The sequence below is a fragment of the Rhodoferax mekongensis genome, from assembly GCF_032191775.1.
Classification (GTDB): domain Bacteria; phylum Pseudomonadota; class Gammaproteobacteria; order Burkholderiales; family Burkholderiaceae_C; genus Allorhodoferax; species Allorhodoferax mekongensis.
The window spans coordinates 3,166,028-3,180,776 of sequence record NZ_CP132507.1; the positions used below are offsets into that span (position 1 = coordinate 3,166,028).

The 14,749-nt window shown below is 64.0% G+C and carries 16 protein-coding genes; 6 read left to right on the forward strand and 10 right to left on the reverse strand.

Annotation, left to right across the window (positions count from 1 at the left end):
- Positions 1-15: 15 nt before the first annotated feature.
- From RAN89_RS15080 to RAN89_RS15095, 4 genes are all read right to left on the reverse strand, one after another.
- A complete protein-coding gene (locus RAN89_RS15080) occupies positions 16-1,311 on the reverse strand; it encodes an acetyl-CoA hydrolase/transferase family protein (protein ID WP_313867067.1) in 1,296 nt (431 codons plus the stop codon).
- 159 nt (positions 1,312-1,470) lie between these two features.
- Entirely contained in the window at positions 1,471-1,914 is a 444-nt protein-coding gene (locus RAN89_RS15085) for an SgcJ/EcaC family oxidoreductase (RefSeq protein ID WP_313867068.1), read from the reverse strand.
- Complete coding sequence (locus tag RAN89_RS15090) at positions 1,911-2,543, reverse strand: LysR family transcriptional regulator (RefSeq protein WP_313867069.1); 633 nt, start codon at positions 2,541-2,543, stop codon at positions 1,911-1,913. Before RAN89_RS15090 ends, RAN89_RS15085 begins: the two co-directional genes overlap by 4 nt.
- Positions 2,544-2,548: 5 nt before the next feature.
- Positions 2,549-3,358, reverse strand: a complete 810-nt coding sequence (locus RAN89_RS15095; RefSeq protein WP_313867070.1) for a phytanoyl-CoA dioxygenase family protein — start codon at positions 3,356-3,358, stop codon at positions 2,549-2,551.
- Positions 3,359-3,460: 102 nt separating this feature from the next.
- Here RAN89_RS15095 and RAN89_RS15100 point away from each other — a divergent pair, with 102 nt between their 5' ends.
- Positions 3,461-3,631, forward strand: a complete 171-nt coding sequence (locus tag RAN89_RS15100) for a hypothetical protein (RefSeq protein ID WP_157673054.1) — start codon at positions 3,461-3,463, stop codon at positions 3,629-3,631.
- Positions 3,632-3,640: 9 nt separating this feature from the next.
- Here RAN89_RS15100 and RAN89_RS15105 read toward each other — a convergent pair whose 3' ends face one another.
- The 6 genes from RAN89_RS15105 to hutU all read right to left on the reverse strand — a co-directional run bounded on the left by RAN89_RS15105 (position 3,641) and on the right by hutU (position 9,934).
- Positions 3,641-3,979 (reverse strand): HNH endonuclease, encoded by a 339-nt coding sequence (locus RAN89_RS15105; protein ID WP_313867071.1) that lies wholly within the window; start codon positions 3,977-3,979, stop codon positions 3,641-3,643.
- Positions 3,979-4,212: a BLUF domain-containing protein gene (locus RAN89_RS15110; protein WP_313867072.1), complete on the reverse strand. Its 234-nt coding sequence runs from the start codon at positions 4,210-4,212 to the stop codon at positions 3,979-3,981. Before RAN89_RS15110 ends, RAN89_RS15105 begins: the two co-directional genes overlap by 1 nt.
- 106 nt (positions 4,213-4,318) lie before the next feature.
- Entirely contained in the window at positions 4,319-4,732 is a 414-nt protein-coding gene (locus RAN89_RS15115; RefSeq protein ID WP_313867073.1) for a hypothetical protein, read from the reverse strand.
- Positions 4,733-4,888: 156 nt separating this feature from the next.
- Entirely contained in the window at positions 4,889-6,547 is a 1,659-nt protein-coding gene (locus tag RAN89_RS15120) for a hypothetical protein (RefSeq protein WP_313867074.1), read from the reverse strand.
- A 43-nt stretch (positions 6,548-6,590) separates the two neighbouring features.
- A complete protein-coding gene (gene hutH, locus RAN89_RS15125; RefSeq protein ID WP_313867075.1) occupies positions 6,591-8,138 on the reverse strand; it encodes a histidine ammonia-lyase in 1,548 nt (515 codons plus the stop codon).
- A gap of 110 nt (positions 8,139-8,248) precedes the next feature.
- Positions 8,249-9,934, reverse strand: a complete 1,686-nt coding sequence (hutU, locus tag RAN89_RS15130; RefSeq protein WP_313867076.1) for a urocanate hydratase — start codon at positions 9,932-9,934, stop codon at positions 8,249-8,251.
- Positions 9,935-10,013: 79 nt separating this feature from the next.
- Here hutU and hutC point away from each other — a divergent pair, with 79 nt between their 5' ends.
- From hutC to RAN89_RS15155, 5 genes are read left to right on the forward strand one after another with little or no spacing between them, the layout of a single operon-like run.
- Entirely contained in the window at positions 10,014-10,742 is a 729-nt protein-coding gene (gene hutC, locus RAN89_RS15135; RefSeq protein WP_313867077.1) for a histidine utilization transcriptional repressor HutC, read from the forward strand.
- Entirely contained in the window at positions 10,739-11,335 is a 597-nt protein-coding gene (locus RAN89_RS15140; protein ID WP_313867078.1) for a HutD/Ves family protein, read from the forward strand. Before hutC ends, RAN89_RS15140 begins: the two co-directional genes overlap by 4 nt.
- Positions 11,332-12,561 (forward strand): imidazolonepropionase, encoded by a 1,230-nt coding sequence (gene hutI / locus RAN89_RS15145; RefSeq protein ID WP_313867079.1) that lies wholly within the window; start codon positions 11,332-11,334, stop codon positions 12,559-12,561. Before RAN89_RS15140 ends, hutI begins: the two co-directional genes overlap by 4 nt.
- Positions 12,558-13,370, forward strand: a complete 813-nt coding sequence (gene hutG, locus RAN89_RS15150) for an N-formylglutamate deformylase (RefSeq protein ID WP_313867080.1) — start codon at positions 12,558-12,560, stop codon at positions 13,368-13,370. The genes hutI and hutG overlap by 4 nt, the downstream gene beginning before the upstream one ends.
- Entirely contained in the window at positions 13,367-14,740 is a 1,374-nt protein-coding gene (locus RAN89_RS15155; RefSeq protein ID WP_313867081.1) for a formimidoylglutamate deiminase, read from the forward strand. The genes hutG and RAN89_RS15155 overlap by 4 nt, the downstream gene beginning before the upstream one ends.
- Positions 14,741-14,749: the final 9 nt, after the last annotated feature.

Genomic DNA, 14,749 nt, shown 5'->3' on the forward strand with positions numbered 1-14,749 from the left:
CCGCCGGTTAGGGTCTTACAAAATCTTGAGTTGCTTGGCCTGCGCGGTCAGCTCATCGCGGAACTTGGGGTGTGCAATGGCGATGAGCGCTTGCGTGCGCTGCTTCATGGACTTGCCGCGCAGCTGGGCCACGCCGTATTCGGTGACCACATAGTTGATGTCGTTCTTGCTGGTGGTGACATGGGTGCACGGCGACAGCGAAGGCACGATGCGGGAAATGGTGTCGTCCTTGGCGGTAGATGGCAGCACGATGAAGGCCTTGCCGCCCTTGGACCGGTTAGCCGCGCGCACAAAGTCTGATTGCCCGCCGGTGCCGGAATACGGCGCGTGGCCCAGGCTCTCGGAGCCGCACTGGCCCAGAAAGTCGATCTGCAAGGTGGCGTTGATGGCCACCAAGTTGTCGTTCAGGCCGGCAATGGCCGGATCGTTGGTGAACTCCACCGGGTGCATCTCCAGCCCCGGGTTGCGGTGCATAAAGCGATAGAGCTTGGCTGAACCCAGACCGAAGGTGGCCACCATTTTTCCGGGCATGAAGTTCTTGCGCCGGTTGGTCACGGCGCCCGCCTCCACCAGCGTCATGATGCCGTCGCCAATCATCTCGGTGTGGATGCCCAAATCCATTTTGCCGGTGAGCTGCATCACCACCGCGTCGGGGATGCCGCCGTAGCCGATCTGCAGGGTAGAGCCATCGTCAATCAAATCAGCCACGTACTTGCCGATGGCCTGCTGCACCGGCCCGATCTTCGGCAGGCCCACCTCCATGACCGGCGCATCGCTCTCCACCAGCGCCGCCACTTGCGAGATGTGCACATGGCAGTTGCCAAAGGCAAATGGCACGTTGGGGTTGACCTCCAGCACCACGGCGCGGGCTTTTTTGACGGCCGCCATGGTGTAGTCCGCACCCAGGCTCAGAGCAAAAAAGCCGTGCTCGTCCATGGGCGACGCCATGGCAAACACCACGTCTGCCGGCATCTGCCCACGCTCGATTTGCGCCGGAATTTCCGAGAAGTAATTGGGGATGAAGTCAATCCACCCCTCTTGCCCGCCAGCCCGTGTGGCCCCGCCAAAAAAGAAGGCGACATGGCGCACGTGTTCGGTGGTGGCGGGGTCGATGTAGCCGTACTTGCGCATGGCCAGAATCTGGCACACCTTCACATCGCGAAAGCTGCGCCGCTGTTCCGACAGCGCGGTCAGCAAACTGGGTGGCTCCCCCACACCGGTGGGGACGATGATGGTGTCGCCATCACGCACCTGCCGGATGGCTTGGTCGGCAGATGTGCGCTTGTGTTCGTAAGACTGCTGGTGCGTCATGGGGGGGCCTGCGAATGGGTTGAATTTTTAGAATCCACCCATTCTTGGCCCTGTAACTGACACAGTGCTTGCCCCTGGCACATCACACCAACCATTTGCGAGACAAATAGGTGGTTGGCGCCCGTGGAATATGCGCGAGAAGCTATCAAATTGATAGCGTCAAACTTCACGCCGGAACAAGACAAAATGCGCCTCCCGCCGGCGGATGCGCCACCCTTCAGCACTGAACTCCATCGCATCCACGAACTCCCCCACCTGACTGAGCGCATCGGCTGCCCGCCCTTGGGGCGTGAGCGGCGCGCTATGGCGGCCGGACCAAAGCAACACCTTGCTGCGGACCAAGGCTGCAGCGCCATCCGGCTGCAGTGTCACCAACTGGTTGCTCACCAGGTGCTGGGTCAGCCGGTCCGGATCGCGGGCGGCATAGGCTGCGGCGATGGCGGCCCGGCCTTGCAACAGGCTGCCATCCGGGCGCACCAAGGTGCCATCAGCCACAAAGAGTGCGGCGAACGCATTTGCATCTGCACGGTCCACCGCGTCTGCCGCTTGCAGCACCAGCGCACGGCAATCGGCCTCTGCGGCGTAGCTTTCCATGGCGTTCATGCGCCCTCCCCGGTTTGCATCAGCCAGCGTGACAGGCTGGCCGCCACTGCATGCGGCTGCTCCATGGGTGCCATATGGCCGGCGTTTTCAATCAAGTCCAAGGCCGCGTGCGGCACAAAAACGCGCATGGCTTCGTGCTGCGCAGGCGGGGACCACGCGTCTTGCGCGCCACATTGCAGCAAGGTCTGCACGGCTACGCTGCGCAGCACCTCGCTGGCATCCGGCCGGTGCAGCAAGGCTTGGATCTGGGCCGCAAACACCTCGGCACTTTTGCGCGCGAACATGGCCACAATGCGCTCTATCAACTCTGCATCCATCAGACGATCAGGGGCCAGTGGGCTCTCGTGCCAGCGCGTCGTTGCATGCCGGGTCCGGTGCTTGTCCGCATCCGCAAAGAGCTGCAAAGCTCGCGCCGCACGCAAAGCGAGTTGTTGGCCCGCCGCCGTGGGCAGCATGCCGCGACCAGCCCGCTCGAACAAGGCGGTATCGGCCACCGCCTCGAGCTGCTGCACCGCTCGGGCCACCGAGGACTGCGCCACATGCAACAGGGCGCCGGCCCGCTGGGTGCTGCCGGTCTCCACCACAGCAGCCAGCGCGCGCAGCAGACGCCAGTGGGGCAGCAAGTCCATCAGCTTTAGCCGAGGTTTAGCAAGGGAAACAGCGCATCGTCCATCTCCGCGCCATCCGGCAAACGGTCTGCCAGCCCGGCAAACGGGGGCGAGGTGCGCCAGCTGCGCACCGCGTGGCGGGCATCGTCGCCCAGATAGCGGGCAGAGAACACGCGGCGCCGCGTGCCTGGCCCTACCCCGCTGCTGGCGTGCAGGGCCAACATGTGGAATGCAACGGCATCGCCGGGCTGCAAGGCCCAAGCGAGTTGCTCAAATCGTTCGGGCTGGGCATCAATGGCGGGCAGCTCGGCCAGCGTGCCTTCAGGAAACCACTTGGCCTGCTGATCGCGGAAGGTGCGCGGCATGTACCAGGTGCCCGCGTGCGAGCCGGCTACAAAGCGCAGGGTGCTCTCCAGGGGCACAGGGTCCACGGGTATCCAGAAGCTCACGTTCTGCCGGCCGGCCACGTTGTAGTAAGGCTGGTCCTGGTGCCAGGGGGTGGGTTGGCGGGTGCCCGGCTCCTTGACCAGAAGGTGGTCGTGGTAGATGCGCACCGTGTCGCTTTGCATCAGCTGCGCGGCGACCAAGGGCAAGGCGCTGCGCTGCATCACAGCGGTGTAGTCCGGGTTGTGCTGCCAGGTGCAAAAATCTTCGACAAAGCGGCCCGGGTCGTCCGGCTGGCTGGCCACCAAGGCCAGCGGGCTCAGATGCGCCAGGTTGTGCTCGATGCCCCGCTCCAGCTGCGCCACCTCAGCGGGCGTGAGCACACCGCGAAGCACCACTGCGCCGTAGCGGGCGTAATCGTGAACGGTGTCGGGCGGCAGGGTGTAGCGCATGGGATGCAGAGGCGAATGATGAATGGAAAGCAGTTTATCTGCCGCCCTTCGTTGCCGGAACGAATCTACCGTCAGTTAGACTGGGCCAAAGGAAACATCACTATGGCCGGCGTATTTGGCAAAGACCCCAACATGAAGCGAAAAGGTAGCCGGGAGGAGTTGGACCGCATCATGGCTGAGCGAGCCCGCAACAAGGAAGCTGCGGCAGCAAGGTTCAAGCTCAAGAAGCCGGCCGCCGCAAGCACCCCGAAGGCAGAGACCCCCAAGGCATAAAGCGCCCCCTTACTTGCTACGGATGCGCTGGCTCTTTCGCGTGCGCTCCATGAAGTCATCGGGCTTGGTTTTGACCCAGGCCACAAAAGACGCCATGTCCGGGTGAGCCAGCAAGGCATCCACCGAGTTGAACTGTCTGGCCAACTCGGTTTCAGTGAATAGCGCGTGAATCTGGCGGTGGCATATCCGGTGCAGGCATTCGGTGTGCCTGCCGCCCTTGGACTTCGGAATCAAATGGTGTGCGTCGCGCTGCGCGAGTGGAATCTTGCGTTCACACAGCGGGCACCTGAAATCCGCAGGCACTTCCTGAACCCGCTCTTGCTGAAGCAGGCGCCTGATCCGGCCCATTACAGAATGGCGGAGTCTTTGTGCCGGGAGTCTTTCAGGATACGGTGGTACAGCGCATTCACGGCGGTCCGGTCCCTCTCCAGCTGCTGCAGGAAGATGCCATTGGACAAGCACAATGCGCCCGTGATGCCCGCAGACTGGTTGTTGCGCGCAGAACTCTGCAAGATGTCTTTGACATCGCCCGGGCCGAGGATGGCGGCAGTGCGGCTTGCGTAGGTGAGCTGGATGAGCATGGGTGTTGGCGTCCTTGGTTCAATTCATGATAGCCAGACACTCCACTTCTTGCCCGTCACACCCCAGTAACCTCTGAAAGTGCTTGCGGCCCGGCCCGTCAGTCCATTACACCTTGACGCTCGTGCGCAGCAATGCGGTTCGCAACTCGCGGGTGGCTGGAATTGAAACATCCACGCCCTGCACCGCGAGGTCGAATGGTGAGCCCGGCTTGATGCAGGCAGGGAGCAGTTTTTTGACGGGAGTCACATTGGGGTGCTTGCCATCGGCGGGGCACATGCGCACACCAAATCCGGATTCCTCAAGCACCCCTTTGGCATACAGCTCTGCCAATTGCTGAAACGATACAAAGGTGGAACGCCTCACGTCTTTTCCGTTCGGCTCACGGACGCTGCGAACGATCTCGAACTTTCCCAGCGAGTCCCGCTGGGTATTCGTAAAGGGATGTACCACCAAGGTCACACGGAGGCCCCCTTTGGGGGGCGCCAGCGTGTGCTCGACGGCGATATCAGTTAGCAACATGTCGTTTTCCTTGTGAATCCATGGGCCGCATTCTGCCGCCTGTAGTGACCCGCTACCGCCTTCCACAGGCACTTTCGGCATCAAATAGGCTTCCAACGCACGTGGAATATGCGGGAGCAGCTTCTATTTTGATAGCAAAACGTCTGTCCAAGCCACTCAGTCGCGGTCCCGATCGCGCGCCCAGATGGCAGCAAAGGCCTTCAACTTCGTCCAGGCACCCACCCGCTCTTCGGACAGCACATCCAGAAAATCCGACAAGCGCTTGGACTTGGCCATGGTGTACACGGTGAGCGCGATGGTGACCACGAACACCACGGCGAACACCAGCACCTTGCGGGACATGGGGGCGTCTGCCTCGGCCAACAGGTTCATGCCCAGGAAGCCGGTGGTGATGGTGCCGATCAAACCCAGGATGGTGACCACCGTCAGGCGCACCACCGTGTTGGCCTGGCGGCGCAGGCTGTCGGCCTCGAGGTAGTTGTTCATGTCGGCGATGCGCTCTTTGACTTCCGAGTACAGCGGGTCCAGCCCGAGGTGCTGCGCACACTTGGCAAACAGTGCGCGGGTCTGTGCTTGCTCCGAAATTTCATGAAACCAATAGCGGTGGGTAAAGCGCAAAAAGCCGGCAAAGCTGCTGCGGATGCTGCGCTTGAAGGTGCGCACGCTGCCGGGGTCGCTGATGTTGAGGTTGCGCAGCGTCTCAGCCAGCCGGTCTGAAAACATCAAGAGCGCAGCCTTCTGAAAGTGCGCAATCAAAAACAGCAGGAAATGCTGGTGCCTGAACTGCGCCAGCACCCCCCGGTCCCGGCACGTGAAAAACTGGCTGTTGGCATCCCCCACCACCACCAGCGAATGGCCGGTGCAAAGGTAGCGGGTGTGGGGCGCGGCGCCACCGGCGGTCCAGAAGCGGTCGTAGCAATAGCGCTCCTCAAAGTCCTGCAAGTGGTCGTTGGCAAAAGGCAGCGCCGCTTCGCCATCCGCACTACCCGCACCGGTGACCAAGCCGAGGCGCACAAAATCGCTGCGGCTCAGCATCTGGGGCTCGTCCACCGCCAGGTAGCCCAGCAGGGGCATGCGGTAGTACTCGATTTGCCGGTAACGCAATGCGCCCACGTGATCTGAATGGTCGCTCACCAAGGGTTGTAGCAGCCAATCCCAGTGGGCGGCAATGCGGGGTGCGCGGTGGCGGGCCACATGCGACATGAACAGATCGGGCTGGCCCGCATCCGACTGCGCCAGCACCTGGCCTTGTGCGCCCAGCCACTCGGCCTGGTGCAAGCAATGCTGTGCCTGCCCCTGCGCATCCCAGCCCGAGGGGTAGCCGCGGCCGAAGCGGTAAAGCAGCTCTTGTGCGTGGGTGAGCGGCAGGTTGTCGCCCGCCACCTCCACATTGAGCAGCACCAGGTCCAGATCCAAAAAGAAATACAGGTCGACGTGCACCACGCTCAGGGTGATGGGCTCAGCCCCGGGCCGCAACACCACGCGCACCGCGCTCACGTCGTGCCGGCGGAACACCCGCATGGGCGAGCCGTGCACCTGCCCGCCACCTTTTGCATGGCCTTCGCCGTACAGAAAGCGCTGCACATAGGGCAGAAAGGTCACGAACTCGTTGTAATGCCGCTCATGAAAGTTGCAGGCGTCGCCGGTGTACTCGTCCACCACCTCGCGCCACGGACTGGCGTCGCCCATGGCGGACAAGATTTCCCACGGTTTGGCGTGCCTGCCCTCGCCCCCCCGTACCGGCATCAGCCGCAGGGGCCACAACAAGATTTGACCGAAATGGCGAACGCAGTGGGGAGCTTCAGGCGTGTGCATGGTGGCCAGTATCGCACTGGCCGCTCGCATTGAAAACCGGGCTTTAACCCGGAATCCAGAGGGCCGGCAAGCCGCCCAAGGGCTTCAACAGCCGGGCCACCGCGCCGCCCTGTACCAGTTGGGTCGCATGCGCAATGTCAGGCGCCAGGTAGCGGTCCACATGGTGGGCTGCGATGTCCTGGCGCAAGAGTGCGTGCACCTCTTCCAGGATGGGCGAGCTGGTCAGCGGGCGCAAAAATTCAATGCCTTGCGCCGCCGCCAGCAACTCAATCCCGAGGATGTGCGCGGTGTTGTGGATCATGTTTTGCAAACGTCGCGCGGCAAATGTGGCCATGGACACATGGTCTTCCTGGTTGGCGCTGGTGGGCAGGCTGTCCACACTGGCGGGGTGGGCCAGCGATTTGTTCTCGGACGCCAGCGCGGCAGCGGTGACGTGCGCGATCATGAAGCCGCTGTTCAGGCCCGCATCCGCCGTCAGGAAAGGCGGCAGGCGCGACACGCTGCTGTCGATCAACATGGCAATGCGGCGCTCGGCGATCGCGCCCACTTCGGCTATGGCCAGGGCCATGCCGTCCGCCGCCAGGGCCACGGGTTCGGCGTGGAAGTTGCCACCGGAAATCATGGCGCCGTCTTCGGGGAACACCAACGGGTTGTCGGTGACCGCATTCGCCTCAATCAGCAGCACGCGTGCCGCGTGGCGCAGTTGGTCAAGCGCCGCACCCACCACCTGCGGCTGGCAGCGCAGGCAATACGGGTCTTGCACGCGGTCATCGCCTTCGGCGTGGCTGGCGCGGATGGCACTGCCCTTAAGCAGCTCGCGGTAGTACTGGGCCACGTCGATCTGGCCGGGCTGGCCGCGTACCGCATGGATGCGCGGATCAAACGGGCCGTCGCTCCCGCGGGCGGCGTCCAGCGTGAGGGCGCCAATCACCAGCGCAGCCTCCAGCACCGGCTCGAAGGCCAGCAAGCCGTGCAAGGCCAGCGCGGTGGACGTTTGGGTGCCGTTGATCAGGGCCAGGCCTTCTTTGGCTTCCAGCGTCAGCGGGGCAATGCCAGCGGCTTGCAGGGCCTGCAGTGCGGGCACGCGCTTGCCATCCAACAGCATGTCGCCCTCGCCCATCAATGCCAGCGTCATGTGCGACAACGGCGCCAAATCGCCCGAGGCGCCCACCGAGCCTTGTGAGGGCACGCAGGGCACGAGGCCCGCGTTGTGCACCGCCAGAATGGTGTCCACCACCACCTCGCGGCAGCCCGAGTAGCCGCGCGCAAGACTGGCAGCCTTGGTCGCCATCATCAGCCGCATGATGGGTGCTGCCAAAGGCTCGCCCACGCCCACGCTGTGGCTGCGGATCAGGTTGCGCTGCAAGGTGTCGAGCTGGTCTTTGTCGATGCGCTTGTTCGCCAGCTTGCCGAAGCCGGTGTTCACGCCATAAACCGGCGCGTCGCCATCAGCGGCCGCCTTGACCAGCGCATGGGCGGCGCGGATATTGACGCGGGCAGATTCGGGCAAGCTCAGCTGGCACACGCCGGCGTGAATGAGGCCGAGTTCATCCAGCGTGATCTTGCCGGGGTTGAGAATCAATGAAGTCATAAATATTTCCGGAGGGAGGGGTTCAACCAGGGACACCGCAGAACTGGCTCCGCCAGGCTGCTGGTGTCGTCCCCTGGAGGGGAGGCGCCGAAGGCGCTCAGGGGTGTTTCTTAACTTTTCAACATGGGCAGGTTCATACCTTGCTCGCGTGCGCATTGCTTTGCAATTTCATACCCGGCATCCGCATGGCGCATCACGCCGGTGCCGGGGTCGTTCCAGAGCACGCGCTCCAGGCGCTTGGCGGCAGCGTCCGTGCCGTCGGCCACGATGACCACGCCGCTGTGCTGGCTGTAGCCCATGCCCACGCCACCGCCATGGTGCAAGCTCACCCAAGTGGCGCCACCGGCGGTGTTCAGCAGTGCGTTCAACAAAGGCCAGTCGCTCACCGCGTCTGAGCCGTCTTGCATGCTTTCGGTCTCGCGGTTGGGTGATGCGACCGAGCCGCTGTCCAGGTGGTCACGCCCGATGACGATGGGGGCTTTGAGCTCGCCGTTTTTCACCATCTCGTTAAAGGCCAAGCCGGCGCGGTGGCGCTCACCCAGGCCGATCCAGCAGATGCGTGCCGGCAGGCCCTGGAAGGCAATGCGCTCGCCCGCCATGTCCAGCCAACGGTGCAGGTGCGCGTCTTCGGGGAACAACTCTTTCATCTTCGCGTCCGTCTTGCGGATGTCTTCCGGGTCGCCACTCAAGGCCACCCAGCGGAACGGACCCTTGCCGCGGCAGAACAGAGGGCGGACATAGGCGGGCACAAAACCGGGGAAGTCAAATGCATTTTTCACGCCCTGGTCCAGCGCCACCTGGCGGATGTTGTTGCCGTAGTCCACGGTGGGAATGCCCATGGCCTGGAAATCCAGCATGGCCTGCACATGCACCGCGCAGCCTTGCGCAGCCGCCAGGCGCAGCGCAGCGTGCTGGGTATCGTCCGCCTGCGCGGCGCGCCACTGCTCTACCGACCAGCCGGGCGGCAGGTAGCCGTGCACCAGGTCGTGTGCGGAGGTCTGGTCGGTCACCATATCGGGGCGCGGGCCACCGGCGCGCGCGCGGCGCACCATCTCGGGCAGCAGCTCAGCGGCATTGCCCAGCAGGGCCACCGACACGGCTTTACCCTCGGCCGCATAGCGGGCCATGCGCTGCAGCGCGTCGTCCAGATCCGTGGCTTGTTCGTCCACATAGCGGGTCTTGAGGCGAAAGTCGATACGGCTTTGCTGGCACTCGATATTCAGGGACGAAGCTCCTGCAAAGCTGGCCGCCAGCGGCTGCGCGCCACCCATGCCGCCCAAGCCTGCCGTCAAAATCCATTTGCCCTTCAGATTGCCACCAAAGTGCTGCTTGCCGGCTTCCACAAACGTCTCGTAAGTGCCTTGCACGATGCCCTGGCTGCCGATGTAGATCCAGCTGCCGGCCGTCATCTGGCCGTACATCATCAGGCCCTTTTTATCCAGCTCATGAAAGTGCTCCCAGGTCGCCCACTTGGGCACCAGGTTGGAGTTGGCGATCAGCACGCGCGGCGCGTCGGCATGGCTGCGGAACACGCCCACCGGCTTGCCGCTTTGCACCAACAGGGTCTCGTCGTCATTCAAGTTACGCAGGCTCTCCAGGATGGCATCAAAGCATTCCCAGTTGCGTGCGGCCTTGCCGATACCGCCGTACACCACCAGCGCGTCGGGGTCTTCTGCCACCTCAGGATCCAGGTTGTTTTGCAGCATGCGGTAGGCGGCCTCAATCAGCCAGTTTTTGCAATGCAGGGTGGTGCCATGGGGTGCGCGCACAGGCCGGGCTTGGGAGGGTGCAGACATCTTCAAACTCGCTTTCAGCAAAAATTCAATGTCGCTGAGTCTACTTGTCTAGACATGCCTATGCAACTACAATTTGCTGATGGTTTCCACCACACCGACCCCCTCAGGCGCTGCGGCGCCCTACACCCACGTCAAAAACTTTTTGATGGAAGGCCTGTCGCAAGGCCGCTGGACGCCGGGCAGCCAGATGCCCTCCGAATCCGAGCTGGTGCAGCAGTTCAAGGTCAGCCGCATGACGGTGGGCCGCGCCATCCGCGAGTTGCAGGCCGAAGGCTTTGTGACTCGGGTGCAGGGCGTGGGCACCTTTGCGGCGCACTTGGCCCGGGTGTCGTCCACCCTGACTATCAAAGACTTGCACGAAGAAATTGCAGCGCGCGGCCACCAGCACCAGGCACGGGTCGTGCTGTTACGTGAAGAGTTGGCAGTAGATGGCTTGGCCCAGCAACTGGGCCTGCCGCTGGGGGCGCCGGTGTTTCACACCCTGATCGTGCACTCCGAGAACGGCGTGCCGCTGCAGTGCGAAGACCGCTATGTGAACCCCGCCTGCGTGCCCGACTATTTGAACGTGGACTTCAGCCAGACCACGCCCACCCACTACCTGCTGGAAGTCGCCCCCTTGTGGGAGGCGCAATACTCCATCGAGGCTGGCCCACCCAGCCCGCAAGAGGCAGAGCTGCTGGGCATCACCCCGCAGGACCCCTGCCTCATCATCGTGCGCCGCACCATGAACCGCGATGTGCCCATCACCCTGGCGCGCTTGGTGCACCCCGGCACCCGCTACCAGATTCAAGGGCAGTTCAAGCCATGACGCTGCGCCTCATCCACGCGCAGGAATGCCCACCCCAGCCTTGGCGCAACGGCGGCGGCCAAACCCGCGAGTTGCTGGTGTGGCCGCCCGGGGGCGACTGGCAGCTGCGCATCAGCCGGGCCGACATCGCGGCTGACGGCCCCTTTTCTGCCTTCCCCGGTGTGCAACGCTGGTTTGCCGTATTGCAAGGCGCGGGGGTTGCATTGGCGCTAGCCAAACCGCAGACATTGCGTGCCGGCGATGCGCCGCTGGAATTTGACGGTGCCGCTGCGCCCCACTGCCGCCTGCTGGACGGCCCCACCCAAGACCTGAACCTGATGGCGCGGCAAGGCCGAGGCTTCATGCAGATAGTCATTGCGGGGCAAGCGTGGCACAGCCCGCTGGCCATGCGCGGCCTGTACAGCACCGGCGCCGGGACATGGAGCGACGGCGCACGTCAAGTACCTATCAGCGCCCACACCCTGCTGTGGAACGAAACGACTGACACTGCCCAGTGGACGTTTACCCCGGACACCTGCGCAGCGCCCACGCACATCGCACCGGCGTACTGGCTGGGCTTTACCCCGCACACATCGGATGGAGCCACACCATGAGCCTTACCCACACCGCCACCACGCTTTGGCACCACGCCCGCATCGCCAGCCTGCATGGCAGCGAACCCTGGGGGTGGCTGGAAGACGGCGCCATGCTGACCCGTGGAGAACACATCATCTGGTGTGGCCCGCGCACTGAGCTGCCTGCCGAGCACAAGCAAAGCATCACGCAAGAGGTAGATTTTGATGGTGCCTTGGTCACTCCCGGCCTGGTGGACTGCCACACCCACTTGGTGTACGGCGGCGACCGCGCAGCCGAGTTCGAAATGCGCTTGCAAGGCGCCAGCTACGAACAGATTGCGCAAGCAGGCGGTGGCATACGCTCCAGCGTGGCCGCCACCCGAGCCGCCAGCGAAGCCACCTTGCTCGCCGGCGCCACCCGCCGCGCCCGGAGCCTGATGGCTGAGGGAGTCACCACCATCGAGATCAAGTCGGGCTACGGCCTGAGCCTGGAGGACGAGGCACGCTGCCTGCGCGTGGCGCGCACTCTGGGCGTGCGCCTGCCCTTGAGCGTGCGCACCACCTACCTGGGCGCCCACGCCGTGCCGCCCGAATTTGCCGGGCGTAACGACGAATATGTGGATGCCGTTTGCGCCTGGATGCCCGAGCTGCACGCCCGAGGGCTGGTCGATGCCGTAGACGCATTCTGCGAAACCATAGGCTTCACCCCGGCCCAAACGCGCAGCGTGTTTGAGGCGGCACGGGCCTTGGGGCTACCCGTCAAACTGCATGCCGAGCAGCTCAGCGACCAGGGCGGCGCGGGGCTGGCAGCAGAGTTCGGCGCCCTCTCGTGCGACCACCTGGAGCACCTCAGCGACGCTGGCATACGCGCCATGCAAGCCGCTGGCACCGTGGCCGTGCTGCTGCCCGGCGCCTATTACTTTTTGCGCGAGACCAAGCTGCCGCCCATAGACGCCCTGCGCGCCCACGGCGTGCCCATGGCCATCGCCACCGACCACAACCCCGGCACCTCGCCCGGCTTGTCCATGCTGCTCATGCTCAACATGGCCTGCACCTTGTTCCGCCTGACACCCGAAGAAGCCCTGCGTGGCGCCACGGTACACGGCGCACGCGCCTTGGGCCTGCACGACCGGGGCACCTTGGCTGCCGGCCAGCGGGCCGACTTCTGTGTGTGGGACCTGGACCACCCCCGCGAATTGGCCTACTGGTTCGGCCACAACCCTTGCCGCCGCACCATCGTAGGCGGACTGGAGCGCACCCTGTGACACAAGCGATCACCCACCACCCGACCTACACCCTCACGCCCGGCAGCAGCCCGCTACTGGTGAGTTTTCCGCATGTGGGCACCGACATCCCCGACGCCATTCGCAGCCGCCTGGTGCCCCGCGCACACAAGGTAGAAGACACCGACTGGCACCTCGAGGCCCTCTACGCCTTTGTGCGCGACATGGGTGCCGGCACCATCGTCCCGCGCCATGCACGCTACGTGGTGGACCTGAACCGTCCGCCCGAGAACGCACCCATGTACCCCGGCGTGAACAACACCGAGCTGTGCCCCACCCGCTTTTTCAGCGGCGAACCGCTGTACCTGCCGGGCCAGGAGCCCACCGAATCCGAAGTCGCTCAGCGCGTGACGGACTATTGGCGCCCTTACCACGACGCGCTGGACGGCGAATTACAGCGCCTGCGCACGCTGCACGGCCACGCCGTGCTGTTTGATGCGCATAGCATCTGCTCGGTGCTGCCCTGGCTGTTTGAGGGCCGCCTGCCGGACCTGAACCTGGGCACCGTGAATGGCACCAGCGCCGCACCAGCTCTGCGCGAGCAGCTATCAAAAGTATTGCAAAGCCAGTCTGAATTCACGCAGGTGGTGGATGGCCGCTTCAAAGGCGGCCACATCACCCGCAACTACGGCCACCCGGCCGAGCAGGTGCACGCCATCCAGCTGGAAATGTGCTGGCGCTGCTACATGGCGGAGGAGCCGCCCTACGCAGTAGCACCCGACCGCGCAGCCCGCGTGCTGCCCATGCTGCACGCGCTGGTGCGCACCATGACCGACTGGAGGCCCGCATGAGCGAGCACGTTTTTTGGGCGCCGCAGGCCTGGGTGGATGGCCGCTGGGAACACGATGTGTGCCTGGGAGTTGATGCACGCGGCCACTGGGCGGCCATCACCCCCGGCATCACTCCGCCACCGGCCCACGCCACGGTGCTGCAGGGGCCGGTGTTGCCGGGCTTGGTCAATGCACACAGCCACGCCTTCCAGCGCGCATTTGTCGGGCTCGCCGAGCGGCGTGAATCCGAGGCGGACGACTTCTGGTCCTGGCGTGACCGCATGTACGGTGTGGCCCTGCGCATCACCCCCGCTCAGATGCGGGCCGTGGCGGCCCAGCTTTATGTGGAGCTGCTGCAAGGCGGCTACACGCAAGTGTGTGAGTTCCATTACCTGCACCACCAGGAAGACGGCCAGCCCTACGCGGATGAGGCCACCATGGCCTGGGCCCTCGCCGACGCCGCGCAGGACGCAGGCATGGGCCTCACCCTGCTGCCCGTGCTGTATGAGCGGGCCGGCTTTCAGCAATCGAATCTGCGACCGGACCAGCGGCGTTTTGCGGGCACTCCGGACTTCATCGCCCGCCTGCAGGCCACGGTGCAGGCCAGCAGCCGCCCGCTGCTGAATGCGGGCGTGGCCATCCATTCGCTACGGGCTGCGTCAGCGGCATCCATTGACGCCTTGCTGGCCCACGTGCGTGGTGCAGACATGCCCATCCACATTCACGTGGCTGAACAAATGCAAGAAGTGCGCGACTGCTTGGCCGCCACCGGCCAGCGCCCCATCGCCCACCTGGCGCATCGCTTTTCCATGGACTCCCGCTGGCAACTGGTGCATGCCACCCACACCGAGGCTACTGAGATAGACGCCGTGGCCCGCAGTGGTGCCGGCATCGTGATCTGCCCGAGCACCGAAGGCAACCTGGGCGACGGCTTTGCGGACCTGCCCGGCTGGCTGGCCGCAGGCGTACCCATAGCGCTGGGCTCCGACAGCCATGTAGGCCGGCAATGGAACGAAGAAATCCGCTGGCTGGAATACGGCCAGCGCCTGCGACTGCAGCAGCGCAACGTGGCAGCGCTCCCCGGTTATCAGCCCTCCACAGCCGCGCGCTTGTTGGACCAGGCGATCAGAAGCGGCGCTGCAGCAGCAGGCTTCAAGCAATGGGGCCTGCAGACAGGTGCAAGGGCGGACATGGTGGTGCTCGACATGAACACCCCGGGTTTGCTCGGCATTCCGCACACACACACGCTCGATGCCTTGGTGTTTGCCTGCAATCACGCGGCGATCGATGAAGTCTATGTGGCGGGTAAGCGGCAGGTCAGCGGTGGAATGCACCATGAAAAATCGGTTATCGCAGGAATTTTCAAACAAACTTTATTTAATTTGTTATAAAACACCAAA

Coding starts and splice junctions, on each gene's coding strand:
- RAN89_RS15110 (WP_313867072.1), bottom strand. CDS start 4,212: ATGCTCATCCAGCTCACCTACGCAAGCCGCACTGCCGCCATCCTCGGC.
- RAN89_RS15120 (WP_313867074.1), bottom strand. CDS start 6,547: ATGCACACGCCTGAAGCTCCCCACTGCGTTCGCCATTTCGGTCAAATC.
- RAN89_RS15155 (WP_313867081.1), top strand. CDS start 13,367: ATGAGCGAGCACGTTTTTTGGGCGCCGCAGGCCTGGGTGGATGGCCGC.
- RAN89_RS15090 (WP_313867069.1), bottom strand. CDS start 2,543: ATGGACTTGCTGCCCCACTGGCGTCTGCTGCGCGCGCTGGCTGCTGTG.
- RAN89_RS15085 (WP_313867068.1), bottom strand. CDS start 1,914: ATGAACGCCATGGAAAGCTACGCCGCAGAGGCCGATTGCCGTGCGCTG.
- hutI (WP_313867079.1), top strand. CDS start 11,332: ATGAGCCTTACCCACACCGCCACCACGCTTTGGCACCACGCCCGCATC.
- hutC (WP_313867077.1), top strand. CDS start 10,014: ATGGTTTCCACCACACCGACCCCCTCAGGCGCTGCGGCGCCCTACACC.
- RAN89_RS15100 (WP_157673054.1), top strand. CDS start 3,461: ATGGCCGGCGTATTTGGCAAAGACCCCAACATGAAGCGAAAAGGTAGC.
- RAN89_RS15115 (WP_313867073.1), bottom strand. CDS start 4,732: ATGTTGCTAACTGATATCGCCGTCGAGCACACGCTGGCGCCCCCCAAA.
- RAN89_RS15140 (WP_313867078.1), top strand. CDS start 10,739: ATGACGCTGCGCCTCATCCACGCGCAGGAATGCCCACCCCAGCCTTGG.
- hutU (WP_313867076.1), bottom strand. CDS start 9,934: ATGTCTGCACCCTCCCAAGCCCGGCCTGTGCGCGCACCCCATGGCACC.
- hutH (WP_313867075.1), bottom strand. CDS start 8,138: ATGACTTCATTGATTCTCAACCCCGGCAAGATCACGCTGGATGAACTC.
- RAN89_RS15105 (WP_313867071.1), bottom strand. CDS start 3,979: ATGGGCCGGATCAGGCGCCTGCTTCAGCAAGAGCGGGTTCAGGAAGTG.
- RAN89_RS15095 (WP_313867070.1), bottom strand. CDS start 3,358: ATGCGCTACACCCTGCCGCCCGACACCGTTCACGATTACGCCCGCTAC.
- RAN89_RS15080 (WP_313867067.1), bottom strand. CDS start 1,311: ATGACGCACCAGCAGTCTTACGAACACAAGCGCACATCTGCCGACCAA.